At 61.8% G+C, this 17,330-nt stretch carries 11 protein-coding genes; 8 read left to right on the top strand and 3 right to left on the bottom strand.

Annotation, left to right across the window (positions count from 1 at the left end):
• Window positions 1–164: 164 nt before the first annotated feature.
• On the bottom strand, window positions 165–869 hold the full coding sequence (gene treR / locus SC318_RS21565; protein WP_320428386.1) for a trehalose operon repressor: 705 nt from the start codon (window positions 867–869) through the stop codon (window positions 165–167).
• Between the two features lie 249 nt (window positions 870–1,118).
• On the opposite strand from treR, the gene treP reads away from it, so the two are divergent.
• The 5 genes from treP to SC318_RS21540 all read left to right on the top strand — a co-directional run bounded on the left by treP (window position 1,119) and on the right by SC318_RS21540 (window position 8,601).
• The gene (gene treP, locus SC318_RS21560; RefSeq protein WP_320428385.1) at window positions 1,119–2,561 is read left to right on the top strand and encodes a PTS system trehalose-specific EIIBC component; all 1,443 of its coding nucleotides are present in this window, start codon (window positions 1,119–1,121) and stop codon (window positions 2,559–2,561) included.
• A gap of 117 nt (window positions 2,562–2,678) precedes the next feature.
• Window positions 2,679–4,325 carry an alpha,alpha-phosphotrehalase gene (gene treC / locus SC318_RS21555; RefSeq protein WP_320428384.1) on the top strand — a complete coding sequence of 549 codons (1,647 nt, stop codon included), beginning with the start codon at window positions 2,679–2,681 and terminating at the stop codon, window positions 4,323–4,325.
• 178 nt (window positions 4,326–4,503) lie between these two features.
• Complete coding sequence (locus SC318_RS21550) at window positions 4,504–5,724, top strand: maltoporin (RefSeq protein WP_320428383.1); 1,221 nt, start codon at window positions 4,504–4,506, stop codon at window positions 5,722–5,724.
• Window positions 5,725–5,803: 79 nt separating this feature from the next.
• Window positions 5,804–8,320, top strand: a complete 2,517-nt coding sequence (ptsP, locus tag SC318_RS21545; protein WP_320428382.1) for a phosphoenolpyruvate--protein phosphotransferase — start codon at window positions 5,804–5,806, stop codon at window positions 8,318–8,320.
• A gap of 2 nt (window positions 8,321–8,322) precedes the next feature.
• On the top strand, window positions 8,323–8,601 hold the full coding sequence (locus tag SC318_RS21540) for a PTS sugar transporter subunit IIB (protein ID WP_320428381.1): 279 nt from the start codon (window positions 8,323–8,325) through the stop codon (window positions 8,599–8,601).
• 125 nt (window positions 8,602–8,726) lie between these two features.
• On the opposite strand, the gene mltF is transcribed toward SC318_RS21540, so the two are convergent.
• Window positions 8,727–10,187 carry a membrane-bound lytic murein transglycosylase MltF gene (gene mltF, locus SC318_RS21535; protein ID WP_320428380.1) on the bottom strand — a complete coding sequence of 487 codons (1,461 nt, stop codon included), beginning with the start codon at window positions 10,185–10,187 and terminating at the stop codon, window positions 8,727–8,729.
• Between the two features lie 286 nt (window positions 10,188–10,473).
• Between mltF and purL the strand changes: the two genes are divergently transcribed.
• The 3 genes from purL (at window position 10,474) to SC318_RS21520 (ending at window position 15,416) form a co-directional block, all read left to right on the top strand.
• Window positions 10,474–14,370 (top strand): phosphoribosylformylglycinamidine synthase, encoded by a 3,897-nt coding sequence (purL, locus tag SC318_RS21530; RefSeq protein ID WP_320428379.1) that lies wholly within the window; start codon window positions 10,474–10,476, stop codon window positions 14,368–14,370.
• Between the two features lie 3 nt (window positions 14,371–14,373).
• On the top strand, window positions 14,374–14,685 hold the full coding sequence (locus tag SC318_RS21525) for a YqfO family protein (RefSeq protein ID WP_306494499.1): 312 nt from the start codon (window positions 14,374–14,376) through the stop codon (window positions 14,683–14,685).
• A 467-nt stretch (window positions 14,686–15,152) separates the two neighbouring features.
• On the top strand, window positions 15,153–15,416 hold the full coding sequence (locus SC318_RS21520; RefSeq protein ID WP_320428378.1) for a DUF6124 family protein: 264 nt from the start codon (window positions 15,153–15,155) through the stop codon (window positions 15,414–15,416).
• A 207-nt stretch (window positions 15,417–15,623) separates the two neighbouring features.
• Here the strand turns inward: SC318_RS21520 and nagE are convergent, their stop codons facing one another.
• A complete protein-coding gene (nagE, locus tag SC318_RS21515) occupies window positions 15,624–17,321 on the bottom strand; it encodes an N-acetylglucosamine-specific PTS transporter subunit IIBC (protein ID WP_320428377.1) in 1,698 nt (565 codons plus the stop codon).
• Between the last annotated feature and the right edge of the window lie 9 nt (window positions 17,322–17,330).

The following is a 17,330-nucleotide window of genomic DNA, read 5'->3' as shown; positions in this document are numbered from 1 at the left end:
GTTAGAAGGAAGGTGTTCCATAGCCACGAAGGCATCCTACGTCAGGTCGGACCTTTTTGTCAGGCCGCAGCGTGGCTCAACGGTAACAAGCTGCTTCGTCGTTCGTCGTCATCGATCAACCCGGCATTGACGTGCGATGCGCGACTTGACGGAGCGATCTTGCGTCAGCGCCGGGCAATATCCGAAAAGTAAAACTTATCCAACGTATGCCGCGACTCGGTGTACTCAAACTGCCGCCCATCCTGCAAAAACGTCTGGTTGCTCACCACGATCACATGGCTCTGGCCTTCTAGGTCCAGATGCGCCTGGTCGTCCTTGCTGCGGGGCAGGGCTTCGATGGTGCGTTGGGCGTAGCTGATCTGCAGTTGCAAGGTCCCTTCGATGAACGCGTAGATCGACTGCCTGGCGATGTCCGGATCCAGCCCGGGGATCAGTTCGGCGACGAAGTGGTTGATGTCCAGGATCACCCGTTTGCCGCCGATGCGGCGTACGCGCTTGATGCGCGTGATCAGCGTGCCGGGCTCGGCCTCGATGTGCTGCAGCAATGCGCCTTCCAACGGCAGTTGGGTGAACTCGACCACTTCGGTGTGGATGTCATCGCCCAGGTCGGCGTGGGTTTCATGGAAGCTCACGATGCCACCCAACTGAAACTCAATCGGGTTCGGCGACAACACAAAGGTGCCCTTGCCGTGGATTTTTTGCGCGAAACCGCGTTCCTGTAGCTGTTCGATGGCCCGACGCACCGTGCCTCGGCTGGCCTGGTAGCTGTCCATCAGTTCGGTTTCGGAGGGAAGGCGCGTGCCGCGCTGCAGGCGTTCAGTGGTGATGCTGGCAAGCAGATCCGTATAGATCTGGTTGTATTTGCTCATGGGTTGGCTCTATGCCCGGCTTAAGAAGGGAACGGCGCTGTCAAGGCAGGAACCTTAGTGGCACGGGTGGGGTTTGTCCATTCGCCACTGGCGCTGTCGACAGGAATGTTCAGCGATTGACCGCGAAGATAAACAAATTGTAACTCGTACAGACGAGTTGTTGATTTAACTCGTACAGACGAGTACGTTTGCCTTCTCGGCGTGCTGCCAAGACTGCCACCCATAACAACAATCACAGTGGAAACGAGCATGAGCCACGACTATTCAAACATTGCCCGCGAGATTCTTGAGAACCTCGGGGGCCGCGACAACCTTGAGCAAGCGGCTCACTGCGTGACGCGCCTGCGCCTGGCGCTCAAGGACCCGAGCCTGGTCAATGCCAGCGCGTTGAACCAGGTCGATCTGGTCAAGGGTTCGTTCTTTACCGGCGGGCTTTTCCAGGTGGTGATCGGCCCCGGCGAAGTGGAAAAGGTCTACGCCGCCCTGCGCGAACAGACCGGCCTGGCCGCCGCCACCATCGCCGACGTCAAGAAGAAGGGCGCCGACAAGACCAACGCCCTGCAGCGCCTGGTGCGGGTGTTTTCCGATGTGTTCATGCCCATCCTGCCGGCGCTGATCATTGCCGGCTTGTTGATGGGCATCAACAACCTGATGGGCGCCAAGGGCATGTTCATCGAGGGTCAGACGCTGCTGGAGGCCTACCCGAACCTGGACGGCGTGTGGAGCCTGATCAACCTGATGGCCAACACCTCGTTCGTGTTCCTGCCGGCACTGGTGGGTTGGTCGGCGGCCAAGCGCTTTGGCGGCAGTGAAATCCTCGGCATCGTGCTCGGCCTGATGCTGGTGCACCCGGACCTGCTCAACGCCTGGAACTACGGCAAGGCCGTGGCGGGGCTCGACGGCCAGAGCCTGCCGTACTTCGATATCTTCGGCTGGTTCAGGATCGAGAAAGTCGGCTACCAGGGCCAGATTCTGCCGATTCTGATGGCGGCCTACGTGATGAGCGTCATCGAGAAATGGCTGCGGGCGCACGTGCCAAACGCCATTCAGCTGCTGGTGGTGCCGATCACCACCATCGTTGTCACCGGCGTGCTGGCCCTGGCGGTGATCGGCCCGGTGACCCGTCACCTCGGCATCCTGATCACCGAAGGCCTGGTCACGCTGTTCGACCTGGCGCCGATGGTCGGCGGGCTGATTTTCGGCCTGCTGTATGCGCCGCTGGTAATCACCGGCATGCACCACATGTTCCTCGCCGTGGACCTGCAACTGATCTCCACCCAGGGCGGCACCTTTATCTGGCCGATGATCGTCATGTCCAACCTGGCCCAGGGCAGCGCCGCGCTTGCGGTGTTCTACACCACGCGGAACGCGCGGGATAAAAGCATGGCCTCGACATCGGCGATTTCCGCTTACTTCGGCATCACTGAACCGGCGATGTTCGGGGTCAACCTGCGCTTCAAGTTTCCCTTCTACGCCGCGTTGGTCGGCTCGGCCCTGGGCAGCATTTTCCTCTCGATGAGCAAGGTCAAGGCCTCGGCCATCGGGGTCGGTGGCTTGCCCGGATTTATCTCGATCGTGCCGCAGTTCATCCCCAGTTTTGTGGTCGGGATGGTCATCGCGATTGTGGTGCCGTTCGGCCTGACGTGTGCGTTGAACATGAAAATTGTGCGGCCCGGTTATCGCGTCGCCTGAGCTACCGCTATCGGGAGCAAGCCCCCTCCCACATTTGGAATGCATTCCCCTGTGGGAGGGGGCTTGCTCCCGATGAGGCCTTCAAGGCCTGCACAAAACTATTTAAAGGAACCGCCCATGCAAACCTGGCAACACTCGGTGATCTACCAGATCTACCCCAAAAGCTTCCACAGCCACGCGGGTAATGCCACCGGTGACCTGCTGGGCATCGTGGACAAGCTCGACTACCTGCATTGGCTGGGTATCGACTGCCTGTGGATCACCCCATTCTTGCGCTCACCGCAACGCGACAATGGCTACGACATCAGCGACTACTACGCCATCGACCCCAGTTACGGGACCATGGCCGATTGCGACCTGCTGATCAGCGAAGCGGCCAAGCGCGGCATCAGGTTGATGCTCGACATCGTGGTCAACCACACCTCCATTGAGCACGAGTGGTTCCAGCAGGCGCGCAGCAGCCTCGACAACCCCTACCGCGACTTCTACATCTGGCGCGACCAGCCGAACAACTGGGAATCCAAGTTCGGCGGTTCGGCCTGGGAGTACGAGGCGCAAACCGGGCAGTACTACCTGCACCTGTTCGACCACACCCAGGCCGACCTCAACTGGGACAACCCCAAGGTGCGCGCCGAAGTATTCAAGATGATGCGCTTCTGGCGCGACAAGGACGTGGGCGGTTTCCGCCTGGATGTGATCAACCTGATCTCCAAGCCGGCTGATTTCCCCGACGACAACACCGACGGCCGACGCTTCTACACCGACGGCCCGAACGTGCACGAATACCTGCAGGAAATGCACCGCGAAGTCTTCGAAGGCCATGACCTGATCAATGTCGGCGAAATGTCCTCCACCAGCCTGGAACACTGCATCCGCTACTCGAATCCGGCGTCGAAAGAACTGTCGATGACCTTCAATTTTCATCATTTGAAAGTCGACTACCCGAACCTGCAGAAGTGGGTGAAAGCCGATTTCGACTTCCTGCAACTCAAGCAAATCTTTTCCGACTGGCAAGTGGGCATGCAGGCAGGCGGCGGCTGGAACGCGCTGTTCTGGTGTAACCACGACCAGCCACGGGTGGTCTCGCGCTTTGGTGATGACGGCGAGCATCGCGTGGTCTCGGCCAAGATGCTCGCCACGGCGTTGCACTTCCTCCAGGGCACGCCCTATGTGTACCAGGGCGAAGAACTGGGCATGACCAATCCGGGGTTCGACAAGATCGACCAATACCGCGATGTGGAGACCTTGAACATCTTCCGTCTCAAGCGCGATGCCGGTGAGTCCGAGGCGTCCAGCATGGCGGCGATCATGCAGAAGTCTCGCGACAACGGCCGCACACCGATGCAGTGGAACGGCCAGGCCAATGCCGGTTTCAGCCGGGGTGAACCGTGGATCGGTATCCCGGCCAACGCGGCGCAGATCAACGTTGAGCGCCAACGCAATGATCCCGATTCGGTGCTGCATCACTACCGAGCGCTGATCGCCTTGCGTCGCCACGAACCCCTGATCCAGGAAGGTGTTTACCGCCCGCTGCTGCAGGACCACCGCCAGGTCTGGGCTTATGTGCGCGAAGGGCGCGGCGAACGTTTGCTGGTAGTCAGCAACTTCTACGGCACGCCGTGCCAAATCCAGTTGCCCGACCACGTCATCAATGCCGCGAGCGAACAACGCCTGCTGATCAGCAACTACCCCGACTGCCCGCTGCGTACTAGCAAAGTGGTGTTGCGCCCTTATGAATCCTTCGTGCTGCACCTGACTGGTTGAAATGCCGCCTGTAGGAGCGAGCTTGCTCGCGAAGATCGTCAACGATAACGCGCCCTTCCAGGCGCAGCGTGGAGGCTGGAAGTTCTTCGCGAGCAAGGGCTAGCCGCCCGCCTCGCTCCTACAGGTGATCGCGTCACACAAGACAGTAAGAAAAACAATAAAAAAATTGGAGTGGTTCATGAAGACAACAATAAAGCTGGGCCTCGTTGCATCCTGCCTGAGCCTGCCGTTTGGCGCCCAAGCCCTGGAGTTTGCTGGTTACCTGCGCAGCGGCGCCGGCACTTCCACCGGCAGCGGCAAGCAGCAGTGTTTCCAGTTGCCTGGGGCGCAAACCAAATACCGCCTGGGCAACGAATGCGAGCAGTACGCTGAACTTGAATTGCGCCAGGACCTGCTGACGTTCGACGATGGTTCGGTGCTCAGCGTCGACGCCATGGCTTCCCTCTATAACAAGTACGACCGCGCCCTGAAATTCCAGGGCGAGGACAACGGCTCGGCGCGCATGCCGCAGATGTACGCGCAATGGTCCAACCTGCCGAGCCTCAATGGTGGTTCGCTGTGGGCCGGGCGGCGTTACTACAAGCGAAACGACATCCATATTTCCGACTTCTACTACTGGAACCAGAGCGCCACGGGCGGTGGTATCGAGGACGTGCTGATTGGCGACCTCAAGTACAGCTACGCCATTTCCCGCAAGGACAACCTGTACCAGAAGGAATACGCCACGCGTCATGACTTCAACGTTGCGGGCTTCAAGACCAACCCCGGCGGCGAACTGGAACTGGGCTTGAGCTACATCGAAAAAGCCGGCGGACGGGACACCAACAGTGGTTGGGCGATCACTGCGCAGCACGTACAGAAACCGTTCCTGGGCGGCAAGAACAAATTCGCCCTGCAGTACGGCGAAGGCCCCGGCACTGGCCTGGGCTACACCGGCAATACCTTGCTGGACAAAAGCAGCAAGAGTTACCGCGCGGTGGAGTTTTTCGACTGGCAGGTGACCCCGCGTTTCGGCGGGCAGGCCGAGGCGGTGTACCAGAAGGATATTCGCCCGGGCAGCCAGGACCAGACCTGGATATCGCTTGGCGTGCGTCCGGCGTATGCCATCAGCGAGCAGTTCAAACTGGTCGCCGAGCTTGGGCATGATCAGGTCGATGCCACGGGTGGCACACGCAAGCTGAGCAAATTTACCTTCGCTCCGACTTGGTCGCCCAAAGGCCCGGATTTCTGGGCGCGGCCGGAGGTGCGGTTGTACTACACCTATGCCACCTGGAACGAAGCGGCCAAGCGCGCGGCGAACGAACTGGCGGCGGGCTCGGCGTTGTCCGATACCGGCGCGTATGGCACGGCGCGGCATGGCTCGAATATCGGTGTGCAAGTCGAATACTGGTGGAAATAAGTGCGGCAGGGGCCAGGCCCCTCCCACGGTCAATTCCTGTCACCCATGATTTTTACAGAACACGACAACAGGTGAAGCCATGAACCCTTCTCAACCCCTGGAATTGCTGGCACCCCTGTCCGGGATGCTGCTGGCGTTGGATCAGGTTCCAGACCCGGTATTCTCCAGCCGCATGATCGGCGATGGCCTGTGCATCGACCCCACCTCGCAAACCCTCTGCGCGCCGTTGGCCGGAACCATCAGCAATATTCAGGACACCGGGCATGCGGTCAGTGTCACCGACGACAACGGCGTGCAGGTGCTGATGCATATCGGCCTGGACACCGTGAATCTGGCAGGCAAGGGCTTCACCCGTCTGGTCGAAGAGGGCCAGCGCGTGACGGCCGGGCAGCCGTTGATCGAGTTCGACGCCGACTATGTGGCGCTCAATGCCCGCAGTTTGCTGACCTTGATGCTGGTGGTCAGTGGCGAACCGTTCAGCGTGTTGGCGAGCGGTTTGGTAGAGCCCGGCCAGCCGCTGCTGCAGTTGGCCCCACGTGAAGCGGTTGAGGTGCCGGACGAGGAGGACGGCGATGCGCTGTTTTCCAAGCCGCTGACCTTGCTCAACGCCAACGGCTTGCATGCGCGCCCGGCAGCGGTGCTCGCTCAGGCGGCGAAGGGGTTCAATGCCAGCATTTACCTGCACAAGCAAACCCAGAGCGCCAACGCCAAATCCCTGGTAGCGATCATGGCCCTGCAAACGGTGCAGGGCGACACACTGCAAGTGAGCGCGGCCGGGCAGGATGCCGAGATGGCGATCAATACGCTGGTGGCCCTGCTGGCTGAGGGCTGTGGCGAGACGGTGAGCAGGGAGGTTGAGCCGGTCGCAAGCGTGCCGTCGGCCACCTTGCTCAAAGGTGTCTGCGCATCACCGGGGTCGGCGTTCGGGCAGGTCGTCCAGGTGGTCGAGCCTGAGCTGACGATCACCGAAGCCGGCACCGGTGAAGCGGCTGAACGCGCCGCCCTGGAGCGTGGCCTGCTGGCTGCAACCCACGCACTGCAAGCCCTGCAGGACAAGGCGGGCGGCAGTGCCCAGGCTGAGATTTTTCGCGCTCATCAAGAATTGCTCGAAGACCCTACCTTGCTCGAACAGGCCCATCGTTTGCTGGCGCAGGGCAAGAGCGCGGCGTTTGCCTGGAACAGTGCCACGGCCACGACGGCCGAACTGTTCCAGGGCTTGGGCAATGCGCTGATCGCCGAGCGGGCGGCCGACTTGGCCGATGTGGGCCAGCGTGTGTTGAAACTGATCCTGGGCGTTCCGGACAGCGTATGGGATTTACCGGATCGCGCGATTCTGATCGCCGAGCAATTGACGCCTTCGCAGACCGCCAGCCTGGATACGCGCAAGGTGCTGGGGTTTGTCACCGTCGGCGGCGGCGCCACCAGCCACGTCGCGATCCTCGCGCGGGCGTTGGGCCTGCCGGCCATATGCGGCGTTTCGGCCCAGGTAATCGGGTTGGCCAACGGTAAACAGGTGCTGCTCGACGCCGACAAAGGCGAGCTGCACCTGGAGCCGAATCTGGCCGAGATCGAACAACTGGACGCCGCCCGCAAGCAGCAGGCGCTGCGCCATCAGCGCGACGTGGCGCAGGCCTCGCAGCCGGCTACCACCCGCGACGGTCATCACATCGAGGTCACGGCCAATGTCGCCTCGTTGCAGGAAGTCGAGCAATCCCTGACCCTGGGCGGCGAAGGCGTCGGCCTGTTGCGTTCGGAGTTTCTCTACCTGGACCGCAACCGCGCGCCGAGCCCCGACGAGCAAGCGGCGACCTATAGTGCTATCGCCCGCGCCCTGGGCAGCGAGCGTAACCTGGTGGTGCGCACCCTGGATGTCGGCGGCGACAAACCGCTGGCCTATGTGCCGATGGAAGCCGAGACCAATCCGTTCCTGGGCTTGCGGGGTATCCGCCTGTGCCTGGAGCGGCCGCAGCTGTTGCGCGAACAACTGCGGGCCATCCTTGCCAGTGCCGGGCTGGCGCGACTGCACATCATGTTGCCAATGGTCAGCTTGCTGTCGGAGTTGCACCTGGCGCGCAAGATGCTGGAAGAAGAGGCGCGGGCGCTCGGACTCAGCGAGATGCCCAAGTTGGGCATCATGATTGAAGTGCCGTCCGCCGCGTTGATGGCGGATGTGTTCGCGCCCCATGTGGATTTCTTTTCCATCGGCACCAATGACCTGACCCAATACACCCTGGCCATGGACCGCGACCACCCGCGCCTGGCCAGCCAGGCCGACAGCTTTCACCCGGCGGTGCTGCGCCTGATTGCCACCACGGTCAAGGCCGCCCATGCCCACGGCAAGTGGGTGGGCGTATGCGGTGCGCTGGCTTCCGAAACCCTGGCGGTGCCGATGTTGATCGGGCTGGGGGTGGATGAACTGTCGGTCAGCGTACCGTTGATCCCCAGCATCAAGGCCACCGTACGTGAACTGGACTTGGCCGACTGCCAGGTCATCGCCCGCCAGGTACTGAGCCTGGAAGAAGCCGGCCAAGTGCGCGAGGCCCTGCGCCTGTACCACGCCGCTACCGTTGAAACCTCATCTGTCGGGGAGCACTGAGCATGTTCGAGAAATTGCAGCGGGCGTTCTGGAAAGCCCTGACGCCGGATTTGATTGCCGAGCCCGCAGAGGCTCCGACGCAGGGGCTGTTGTCGGCCGACGTGGTGAGTGCGCTGGGCGGCGCGGATAACCTCACATCGCAGCAGCGTGTGGCGCTGACGCGGGTGCGGGTGCAGTTGCAGGATGCAGCGCGGTTGGATGCGGTGGCGTTGAAGGCGGCGGGTGTGCCGGCGGTGATGGTATTGGCGGGCGGGGTAGTGCATCTGATCACCGGCCTTTGAAGCCAAGTAGAGATCAAAATGTGGGAGGGGGCTTGCCCCCGATTGCGGTGTGTCAGCCAGCCTATCAGTAGCTGACACACTGCTATCGGGGGCAAGCCCCCTCCCACATTGGTATTACAGTGGTCTTAGAGCTGCGGGCTATCTTCGGGCGGTTTGGTCTTGTCCACACCCGGCACATGCAGGTTGCCTTCCACCACCTGGTTACCTTCCAGCTGAGGCTGGGTCACCCAGGTCAGAATGTCGTAGTAGCGCCGGATGTTCGCCACAAAATGCACCGGCTCGCCACCCCTGGCATAACCGTAGCGCGTTTTGCTGTACCACTGCTTCTGCGACAGGCGCGGCAGCATTTTCTTTACATCCAGCCACTTGTTCGGGTTCAGGCCTTCCTTCTTGGCCAAAAGACGCGCGTCGTCCAGGTGGCCGGTGCCGACGTTGTAGGCGGCAAGGGCGAACCAGGTGCGGTCGGGCTCGGCGATCTTGTCGTCCAGCTCGTCCTTGATCTTGGCCAGGTACTTGGCGCCGCCCATGATGCTTTGCCTGGCATCCAGGCGGTTGGACACGCCCATCGCCTGGGCGGTGTTCTGGGTCAGCATCATCAGGCCGCGCACGCCGGTCTTGGAGGTGACCGCCGGTTGCCACAGCGATTCCTGATAGCCGATGGCCGCCAATAGCCGCCAATCGACCTTTTCTTCCTTGGCGTAGGTGCGAAAGTGTTTCTCGTACTTGGGCAGGCGCTGCTGCAAATGCTGGGCGAAGGTATAGGCGCCGACGTACCCCAGTACATCGACGTGCCCGTAATAGCGATCTTTCAGACGCTGAAGGGTGCCGTTCTTCTCGACCTTGTCCAGGTAACCATTGATCTCGTTGAGCAGGCTGTTGTCTTCGCCTGCGGCCACGGCCCAGCTCTGGTTGCTGGCATTGCCCAGGTCGAAGGCTACCCGCACATTGGGGAAGTACACCTGGTTCATGGCGACTTCGTTGGAATCCACCAGGGTCAGGTCGATCTGCCCTTCGTCGACCATGCGCAGCAGGTCGACCACCTCGACGGCATCGGATTCCTCGTATTCGATCGCCGGATTCTGCTTTTTAAGCTGCGCCAACTGCTCGGCGTGGGTGCTGCCCTTGAGCACCATGATCTTCTTGCCCACCAGGTCCGCCGCGTTGGTCGGCCGCGACTGGCCGTTGCGGTAGATGATCTGCGGGGTGACTTCGAGGTAGGGGTGGGAGAAGCGCACTTGCTGCTGGCGCTGCTCGCTGCTGACCAGGCCGGCGGCGGCCAGCACCGGACCGTTGGGTTTGCCCAGTTGGCCGAACAGGTCATCGAGATTGTCGGCGGTTTCGATTTCCAGCTTTACGCCCAGGTCATCGGCAAAGCGCTTGACCAGCTCGTATTCGAAACCGGTTTCACCGTTGCGGTCCTGGAAATACGTGGCCGGGCTGTTGCGAGTAACCACCCGCAATACGCCATCCTCCTTGATTCGCTCAAGCGTGCTGGGTTTATCAACACAGGCGCTGAGCATCAGGAAGAGTCCGGTTGCGATGAGCCATTTGGCGCAGCGCGGGCGCAAAGCAGTTGGGGAGAACATCTGCGCAGTATACGCAAACGGCCCACGGCGCCATATCTCGACAGCATGGGACTTGTCTGCTAGCGCCTCGAAAACTGTGCTGCAGCCCACAGAAACGGGGCCTGGCGCGTGATGGTGACGGTTAAAATATCTGCGCCGAATCCCCGGTAATGCATTCCAGAAGGGCCCTGATCCGGCCAACTGACGTCCGGCAGCGGCCACCGGTAGCGTTTCGGGTGCCGTTGGCGAAGGTTTACGCTAGAATGCACGGCCTCAAAGCACACCCCCTTCCGAGGCTGTCCCGAAGATGTTGATCCTGCGCGGCGCTCCTGCCCTTTCTGCCTTTCGCCACAGCAAACTCCTTGAGCAACTGAGCCAGAAGGTTCCAGCTGTTACAGGCCTGTATGCTGAATTTGCTCACTTCGCCGACGTAACCGGCGTCTTGACCGCCGACGAACAGCAAGTGCTGGCACGCCTTCTGAAGTACGGCCCAAGCGTTCCCGTTCAAGAGCCTGCGGGCCGCTTGTTCCTGGTTCTGCCACGGTTCGGCACCATCTCGCCCTGGTCGAGCAAGGCCAGCGACATCGCCCGCAACTGCGGCCTTTCGAGCATCCAGCGCCTGGAGCGGGGTATCGCTTTCTACGTCGCCGGGCAGTTCAGCGAGGCCGAAGCCGAACTGATCGCCAGCAGCCTGCACGACCGCATGACCCAGATCATCGTCAGCCAGCTGGAACAGGCTGCCGGCCTGTTCAGCCACGCCGAGCCCAAGCCGCTGACCGCGATCGACGTGCTCGGCGGTGGCCGCGCCGCCCTCGAAAAGGCCAACACCGAACTGGGCCTGGCCCTGGCCGAAGACGAGATCGACTACCTGGTCAACGCCTTCAACGGCTTGAAGCGCAACCCGCACGACATCGAACTGATGATGTTCGCCCAGGCCAACTCCGAGCACTGCCGTCACAAGATCTTCAACGCCAGTTGGGACATCGACGGCGAAAGCCAGGAAAAAAGCCTGTTCGGCATGATCAAGAACACCTACGTGATGCACAGCGAAGGCGTTCTGTCGGCTTATAAGGACAACGCTTCGGTCATCGTCGGCTCCGTCGCCGGCCGTTTCTTCCCGGACCCTGAAACCCGCCAGTACGGTGCGGTGCAGGAACCGGTGCACATCCTGATGAAGGTCGAGACCCACAACCACCCGACCGCGATTGCCCCGTTCCCCGGCGCTGCCACCGGTTCCGGCGGCGAAATCCGCGACGAAGGCGCGACCGGCCGTGGCGCCAAGCCAAAAGCGGGCCTCACCGGCTTCACCGTGTCCAACCTGCAGATCCCGGGATTCGAACAGCCCTGGGAAGTGCCGTACGGCAAGCCCGAGCGCATCGTTACCGCGCTGGACATCATGATCGAAGGCCCGCTGGGCGGCGCCGCGTTCAACAACGAATTCGGGCGTCCGGCCCTGACCGGCTACTTCCGTACCTTCGAGCAGTCCATCACCACCCCGCGCGGTGATGAAGTGCGCGGCTACCACAAGCCGATCATGCTGGCCGGCGGCATGGGCAACATCCGTGAAGAACACGTCAAGAAAGGCGAGATCCTGGTCGGCTCCAAGCTGATCGTCCTCGGCGGCCCGGCGATGCTCATCGGCCTGGGCGGCGGCGCGGCTTCCTCCATGGCCACCGGCACCAGCTCGGCTGACCTGGACTTCGCTTCCGTGCAGCGCGAAAACCCTGAAATGGAGCGTCGCTGCCAGGAAGTCATCGACCGTTGCTGGCAGTTGGGTGACAAGAACCCGATCAGCTTCATCCACGACGTCGGTGCCGGTGGCTTGTCCAACGCCTTCCCGGAACTGGTCAACGATGGCGACCGTGGTGGCCGTTTCGAACTGCGCAACATTCCAAACGACGAGCCGGGCATGGCCCCGCACGAAATCTGGAGCAACGAATCCCAGGAGCGTTACGTACTGGCGGTCGGCCCTGAAGACTTTGCGCGCTTCCAGGCCATCTGCGAGCGCGAGCGTTGCCCGTTTGCCGTGGTCGGCGAGGCTACAGCCGAACCCCAACTGACCGTTACCGACAGCCACTTCGGCAACAGCCCGGTGGACATGCCGCTCGAAGTGCTGTTGGGCAAAGCCCCGCGCATGCACCGTTCGGCGGTACGTGAAACCGAGCTGGGCGATGACTTCGACCCAAGCACGCTGGACCTGGCCAACAGCATCGAACGCGTGCTGCACCACCCGGCCGTGGCGAGCAAAAGCTTCCTGATCACCATCGGCGACCGCACCATCACCGGCCTGGTGGCCCGTGACCAAATGGTGGGCCCATGGCAGGTGCCGGTGGCCGACGTTGCCGTCACCGCCACCAGCTTCGACGTCTACACCGGTGAAGCCATGGCCATGGGCGAGCGCACGCCGCTGGCCCTGCTGGACGCTCCGGCGTCGGGCCGCATGGCCATTGGTGAAACCCTCACCAACATCGCCGCCTCGCGCATCGGCAAACTGTCCGACATTAAACTGTCGGCCAACTGGATGTCCGCTGCCGGCCACCCTGGCGAAGACGCGCGCCTGTACGACACCGTCAAGGCTGTCGGCATGGAGCTGTGCCCGGAACTGGGTATCACCATTCCGGTGGGCAAGGACTCCATGTCCATGGCCACCCGTTGGAACGAAGACGGCACCGACAAGAGCGTCACCTCGCCACTGTCGCTGATCGTCACCGGTTTCGCACCGGTCACCGACATTCGCCAGACCCTGACCCCGCAACTGCGCATGGACAAGGGCACCACCGACCTGATCCTGATCGACCTGGGCCGTGGCCAGAACCGCATGGGCGCCTCGATCCTCGCGCAAACCCACGGCAAGCTCGGCAAACAGGCGCCGGACGTCGACGACGCTGAAGACCTGAAGGCCTTCTTCGCCGTGATCCAGGGCCTCAACGCCGACGGCCACCTGCTGGCTTACCACGACCGTTCCGACGGTGGTTTGCTGACCAGCGTTGTCGAGATGGCGTTTGCCGGTCACTGCGGCCTGAACATCGTGCTCGACAGCGTTGCCGAGGATGCTGGCGAAATCAACGGCATCCTGTTCAACGAAGAGTTGGGTGCGGTGATCCAGGTGCGTCAGGACGCCACTCCGGACGTGCTTGCACAGTTCAGCGCCGCTGGCCTGGCCGAGTGCGTGGCGGTGATCGGTCAGCCGATCAACAACGGCGAAGTGAATATCTCGTTCAACGGTGACACGGTATTTACCGGTCAGCGCCGCCTGCTGCAACGCCAGTGGGCCGAGACCAGCTACCAGATCCAGCGTCTGCGCGACAACGTCGACTGCGCCGAGCAGGAATTCGACGTCATCCTGGAAGAAGACAACCCGGGCCTGAGCACCATGCTCAGCTTCGACGTCAACCAGGACGTCGCTGCGCCCTACATCAAGAAAGGCATTCGCCCACAGGTTGCCGTACTGCGTGAGCAGGGCGTCAACGGCCAGGTGGAAATGGCGGCGGCGTTCGACCGCGCCGGCTTCAATGCGATCGACGTGCACATGAGCGACATCCTCGCCGGTCGCGTTGACCTCAACGAGTTCAAAGGCCTGGTGGCCTGCGGTGGTTTCTCCTACGGCGACGTACTGGGTGCCGGTGAAGGCTGGGCCAAGTCGGCGCTGTTCAACAGCCGTGCCCGCGATGCGTTCCAGGGCTTCTTCGAGCGCAACGACAGCTTCACCCTGGGTGTGTGCAACGGTTGCCAGATGATGTCCAACCTCAGCGAACTGATCCCGGGCAGCGAGTTCTGGCCGCACTTTGTGCGTAACCGTTCCGAGCAGTTCGAAGCCCGCGTCGCCATGGTGCAGGTGCAGGAATCCAATTCGATCTTCCTGCAAGGCATGGCCGGTTCGCGCATGCCGATCGCCATCGCCCACGGTGAAGGCCATGCCGAGTTCGCCAGCGAAGAAGCACTGCTCGAAGCCGACCTGTCCGGCACCGTGGCCCTGCGCTTTGTGGATAACCACGGCAAGGTCACCGAGACCTACCCGGCCAACCCGAACGGCTCGCCGCGCGGGATCACCGGCCTCACCAGCCGCGACGGCCGCGTGACCATCATGATGCCGCACCCGGAGCGCGTGTTCCGTGCTGTGCAGAACTCGTGGCGCCCGGAAGAGTGGAACGAAGACGGCGCCTGGATGCGCATGTTCCGCAACGCGCGCGTGTGGGTGAACTAAGGCGTGTACAAGCTCGCCTTCTTCGTACCCGACAGCCACGTGGAGACGGTGAAAACCGCCGTCTTCACAGCCGGCGGCGGGCGCATCGGCAGCTACGACAGCTGTGCCTGGCAAGTGCTGGGCCAGGGCCAATTCCGCGCGCTGGACGGCAGCCAGCCGTTTATCGGGCAGGTGGGCCAGGTTGAAGTGGTTGAAGAATGGAAGGTTGAGCTGGTGGTGGCGGATGAGTTGATCGTGGCTGTGGTGGCCGCGCTCAAACTCAGCCATCCGTACGAAACACCGGCGTATGAGGTGTGGCAGCTGGCGGATTTTTGATGCGCTGGCTGTAAACACAAGAAACCCGCTGGGCCAGTTTGGCCAGCGGGTTTTTTGTTGGCCGTCAGGGCCTCATCGGGGGCAAGCCCCCTCCCACAGTTGACCGAGTTCCAGCTTTGGAATGCAGTCCAATGTGGGAGGGGGCTTGCCCCCGATGGCGTCCATACAGGCGCCTCAGACCTTTCCGACAAACCTTTCAGGTTGTCCCTCGGAACTCGCACACCTAACCTTCGCCAGTCGCTGCCAATTCAGCGACCGGGACTGCAAGCCCGCCGAAATAATGTTAGAAGCTCGGAAGCGCCGCTATAATCGTGGCGCTTTTCATGGTCATCGTGTTCTGGTGGCTGTGCGCGGGAGACCTTTGGGTCTGCCGAGGTGCTTCTGACTCGGTCTTGCAGACCCGCGCACAGCTGCCACCCATCATCTGCAAGTGATGCTGGCAGCTCCTATTCTTCAGGAGTTTTACCATGATCAAAGACAGCCCAAACCCCCCGTCCGATCAGCTATTCAGCGTCCGACTCAGTATCGATAACGAAACCTTACTCGCCAATGCCTCGCAGGACATTGCTTCGGTGCAGGCGCTAACAAGTCATCTGGCATTTCAAGTCGCTGGCGCACAGCGTGATGTTGTTTTGGCGATTTGCCGGATGTTGGAGGGTATTCAGTTAATGGTGGATCGGGTGTTGGACTTGAACGAGGTGCCCGAACTTAACTCTTCCAGCGCCAGTTAAAACCCATTCGGGAGCAAGCCCACACACATTTTAGATCCGTGCCGGACTTGGCAATGCGGTCAACTGTGGGAGGGGGCTTGCCCCCGATGAGGCCAGCAAAGCCACTACTTCTCTAAACCCTGGCGCCGACCTCGCGTCACTTTTACGCAACGGCGGGACGCGGAGCGTCCGGGGCGGCATTCCCACGCAGAGCGTGGGAACGATCGGTCAGGCGTTGATTGGGCGAGAGACCAGCCGCTCCAGTGCTTCACCGAGCCCAGACGCCGTGTCGCCAATCAACAGGTGCCAAACCCCGCTGTCCAGCTGGCTTACACCCTGGCAACCCAGCGCGGTCAGGTCCGCTTCGGACAACCCCGAGTCGTCCGCCAATTCCACCCGCAAACGGGTCATCGCCACCGCTTCCAGCTGGCGCACATTCGCGCGACCACCCAACGCGCTCAGCCATTTCCCGGCCTCCTGCACATCCACCGCCACCGGCTTATCCACAGGCGCCACCGCCGCAGGCGCACGGGCGACAAACGAAGGCATGGCCAGGCGGATCTCATCGGCAATGCTATCGGCCATCGGCCCGACCACCACCTGCAGGCTTCCGCCATTGCCAGGACGAACCACCGCCATGGCGCCCAACGCTTTCAATTCACTGTCGATGGCCTTGTTGCGATCCACCATGTCCAGGCGCAGACGTGTGGTGCAAGCCCCCACACTCAGCAGATTTTGCGCACCGCCCAACGCCTGGATATAAGCGGTTGCCCGCTGGTTATCCGTCATCACCTCGGCCTGTGCCACCTGGATATCTTCCCGACCCGGCGTCTTCAGGTTGAAGCGGCGGATGCAGTAGGTGAAGACCGAGTAGTAGATCAGCGCGTAAGCCAGGCCAACCGGGAACACCAGCCAGCCATTGGTGGACTTGCCCCAACCCAGCACCATGTCGATAAACCCACCGGAGAAGGTAAACCCGAGGTGGATATTCAACATATTGGTGACGGCCATCGACAGGCCCGTCAGCACAGCGTGGATCAGGTACAGAAACGGCGCGAGGAACATGAACGCAAATTCAATCGGCTCCGTCACCCCGGTCAAAAACGAAGTCAGCGCCATCGACAGAAAAATCCCGCCCATCACTTTGCGCCGCTCCGGCAGGGCGTTGCGGTACATGGCCAGGCACGCGGCCGGCAGGCCGAACAGCATCACCGGGAACATGCCGGTCATGAACTGGCCGCCTTTGGGATCGCCGGCGAAGTAGCGGGTCAGGTCGCCGGTGACCACCGCGCCCGTTACCGGGTCGGTAAAGCTGCCAAACACAAACCACGCCATGTTGTTGAGGATGTGGTGCAGGCCGGTGACGATCAGCAGGCGGTTGAACACGCCAAACACGAACGCGCCCAGGCTGCCGCTTTCCATCAGCAACACGCCGAAGCTGTTGATGCCGTGCTGGATCGGGGGCCAGATCAGGCCGAAGATTACCCCCAGGCCCACCGCGGAAAACCCTGTGACAATCGGCACGAAGCGCCGCCCGCCGAAGAACGCCAGGTACTCCGGCAGCTTGATGTCCTTGAAGCGGTTGTACAGCCCGCCGGCCATCAGCCCGCTGGCAATACCGGCGAGCATGCCCATGTTGATGGACGTGTCCATCACCTTGAGCGTGGAGATCATCACCAGGTAGCCGATTGCCCCGGCCAGGCCTGCGGTACCGTTATTGTCGCGGGCAAAGCCGACGGCGATGCCGATGGCGAAGATCAGCGCCAGGTTGGCGAAGATCGCCTGCCCGGCATCATGCATCACCGCGATGTTGAGCAGGTCGGTGTCGCCCAGCCGCAGCAACAGGCCGGCGATCGGCAGGATCGCAATCGGCAGCATCAGGGCGCGGCCCAGGCGTTGCAGGCCTTCGATGAAATGTTGGTACATGGCGTGTCT

Source organism: Pseudomonas sp. MUP55 (assembly GCF_034043515.1).
GTDB lineage: Bacteria > Pseudomonadota > Gammaproteobacteria > Pseudomonadales > Pseudomonadaceae > Aquipseudomonas.
Note: the sequence above shows the minus strand (reverse complement) of the source record. Positions and strands in the feature narration are given on the sequence as shown.

Excerpts from the sequence above, each read along its gene's own strand:
- treR (WP_320428386.1), bottom strand. The coding sequence starts at position 869 with ATGAGCAAATACAACCAGATCTATACGGATCTGCTTGCCAGCATCACC.
- treP (WP_320428385.1), top strand. The coding sequence starts at position 1,119 with ATGAGCCACGACTATTCAAACATTGCCCGCGAGATTCTTGAGAACCTC.
- treC (WP_320428384.1), top strand. The coding sequence starts at position 2,679 with ATGCAAACCTGGCAACACTCGGTGATCTACCAGATCTACCCCAAAAGC.
- SC318_RS21550 (WP_320428383.1), top strand. The coding sequence starts at position 4,504 with ATGAAGACAACAATAAAGCTGGGCCTCGTTGCATCCTGCCTGAGCCTG.
- ptsP (WP_320428382.1), top strand. The coding sequence starts at position 5,804 with ATGAACCCTTCTCAACCCCTGGAATTGCTGGCACCCCTGTCCGGGATG.
- SC318_RS21540 (WP_320428381.1), top strand. The coding sequence starts at position 8,323 with ATGTTCGAGAAATTGCAGCGGGCGTTCTGGAAAGCCCTGACGCCGGAT.
- mltF (WP_320428380.1), bottom strand. The coding sequence starts at position 10,187 with ATGTTCTCCCCAACTGCTTTGCGCCCGCGCTGCGCCAAATGGCTCATC.
- purL (WP_320428379.1), top strand. The coding sequence starts at position 10,474 with ATGTTGATCCTGCGCGGCGCTCCTGCCCTTTCTGCCTTTCGCCACAGC.
- SC318_RS21520 (WP_320428378.1), top strand. The coding sequence starts at position 15,153 with ATGATCAAAGACAGCCCAAACCCCCCGTCCGATCAGCTATTCAGCGTC.
- nagE (WP_320428377.1), bottom strand. The coding sequence starts at position 17,321 with ATGTACCAACATTTCATCGAAGGCCTGCAACGCCTGGGCCGCGCCCTG.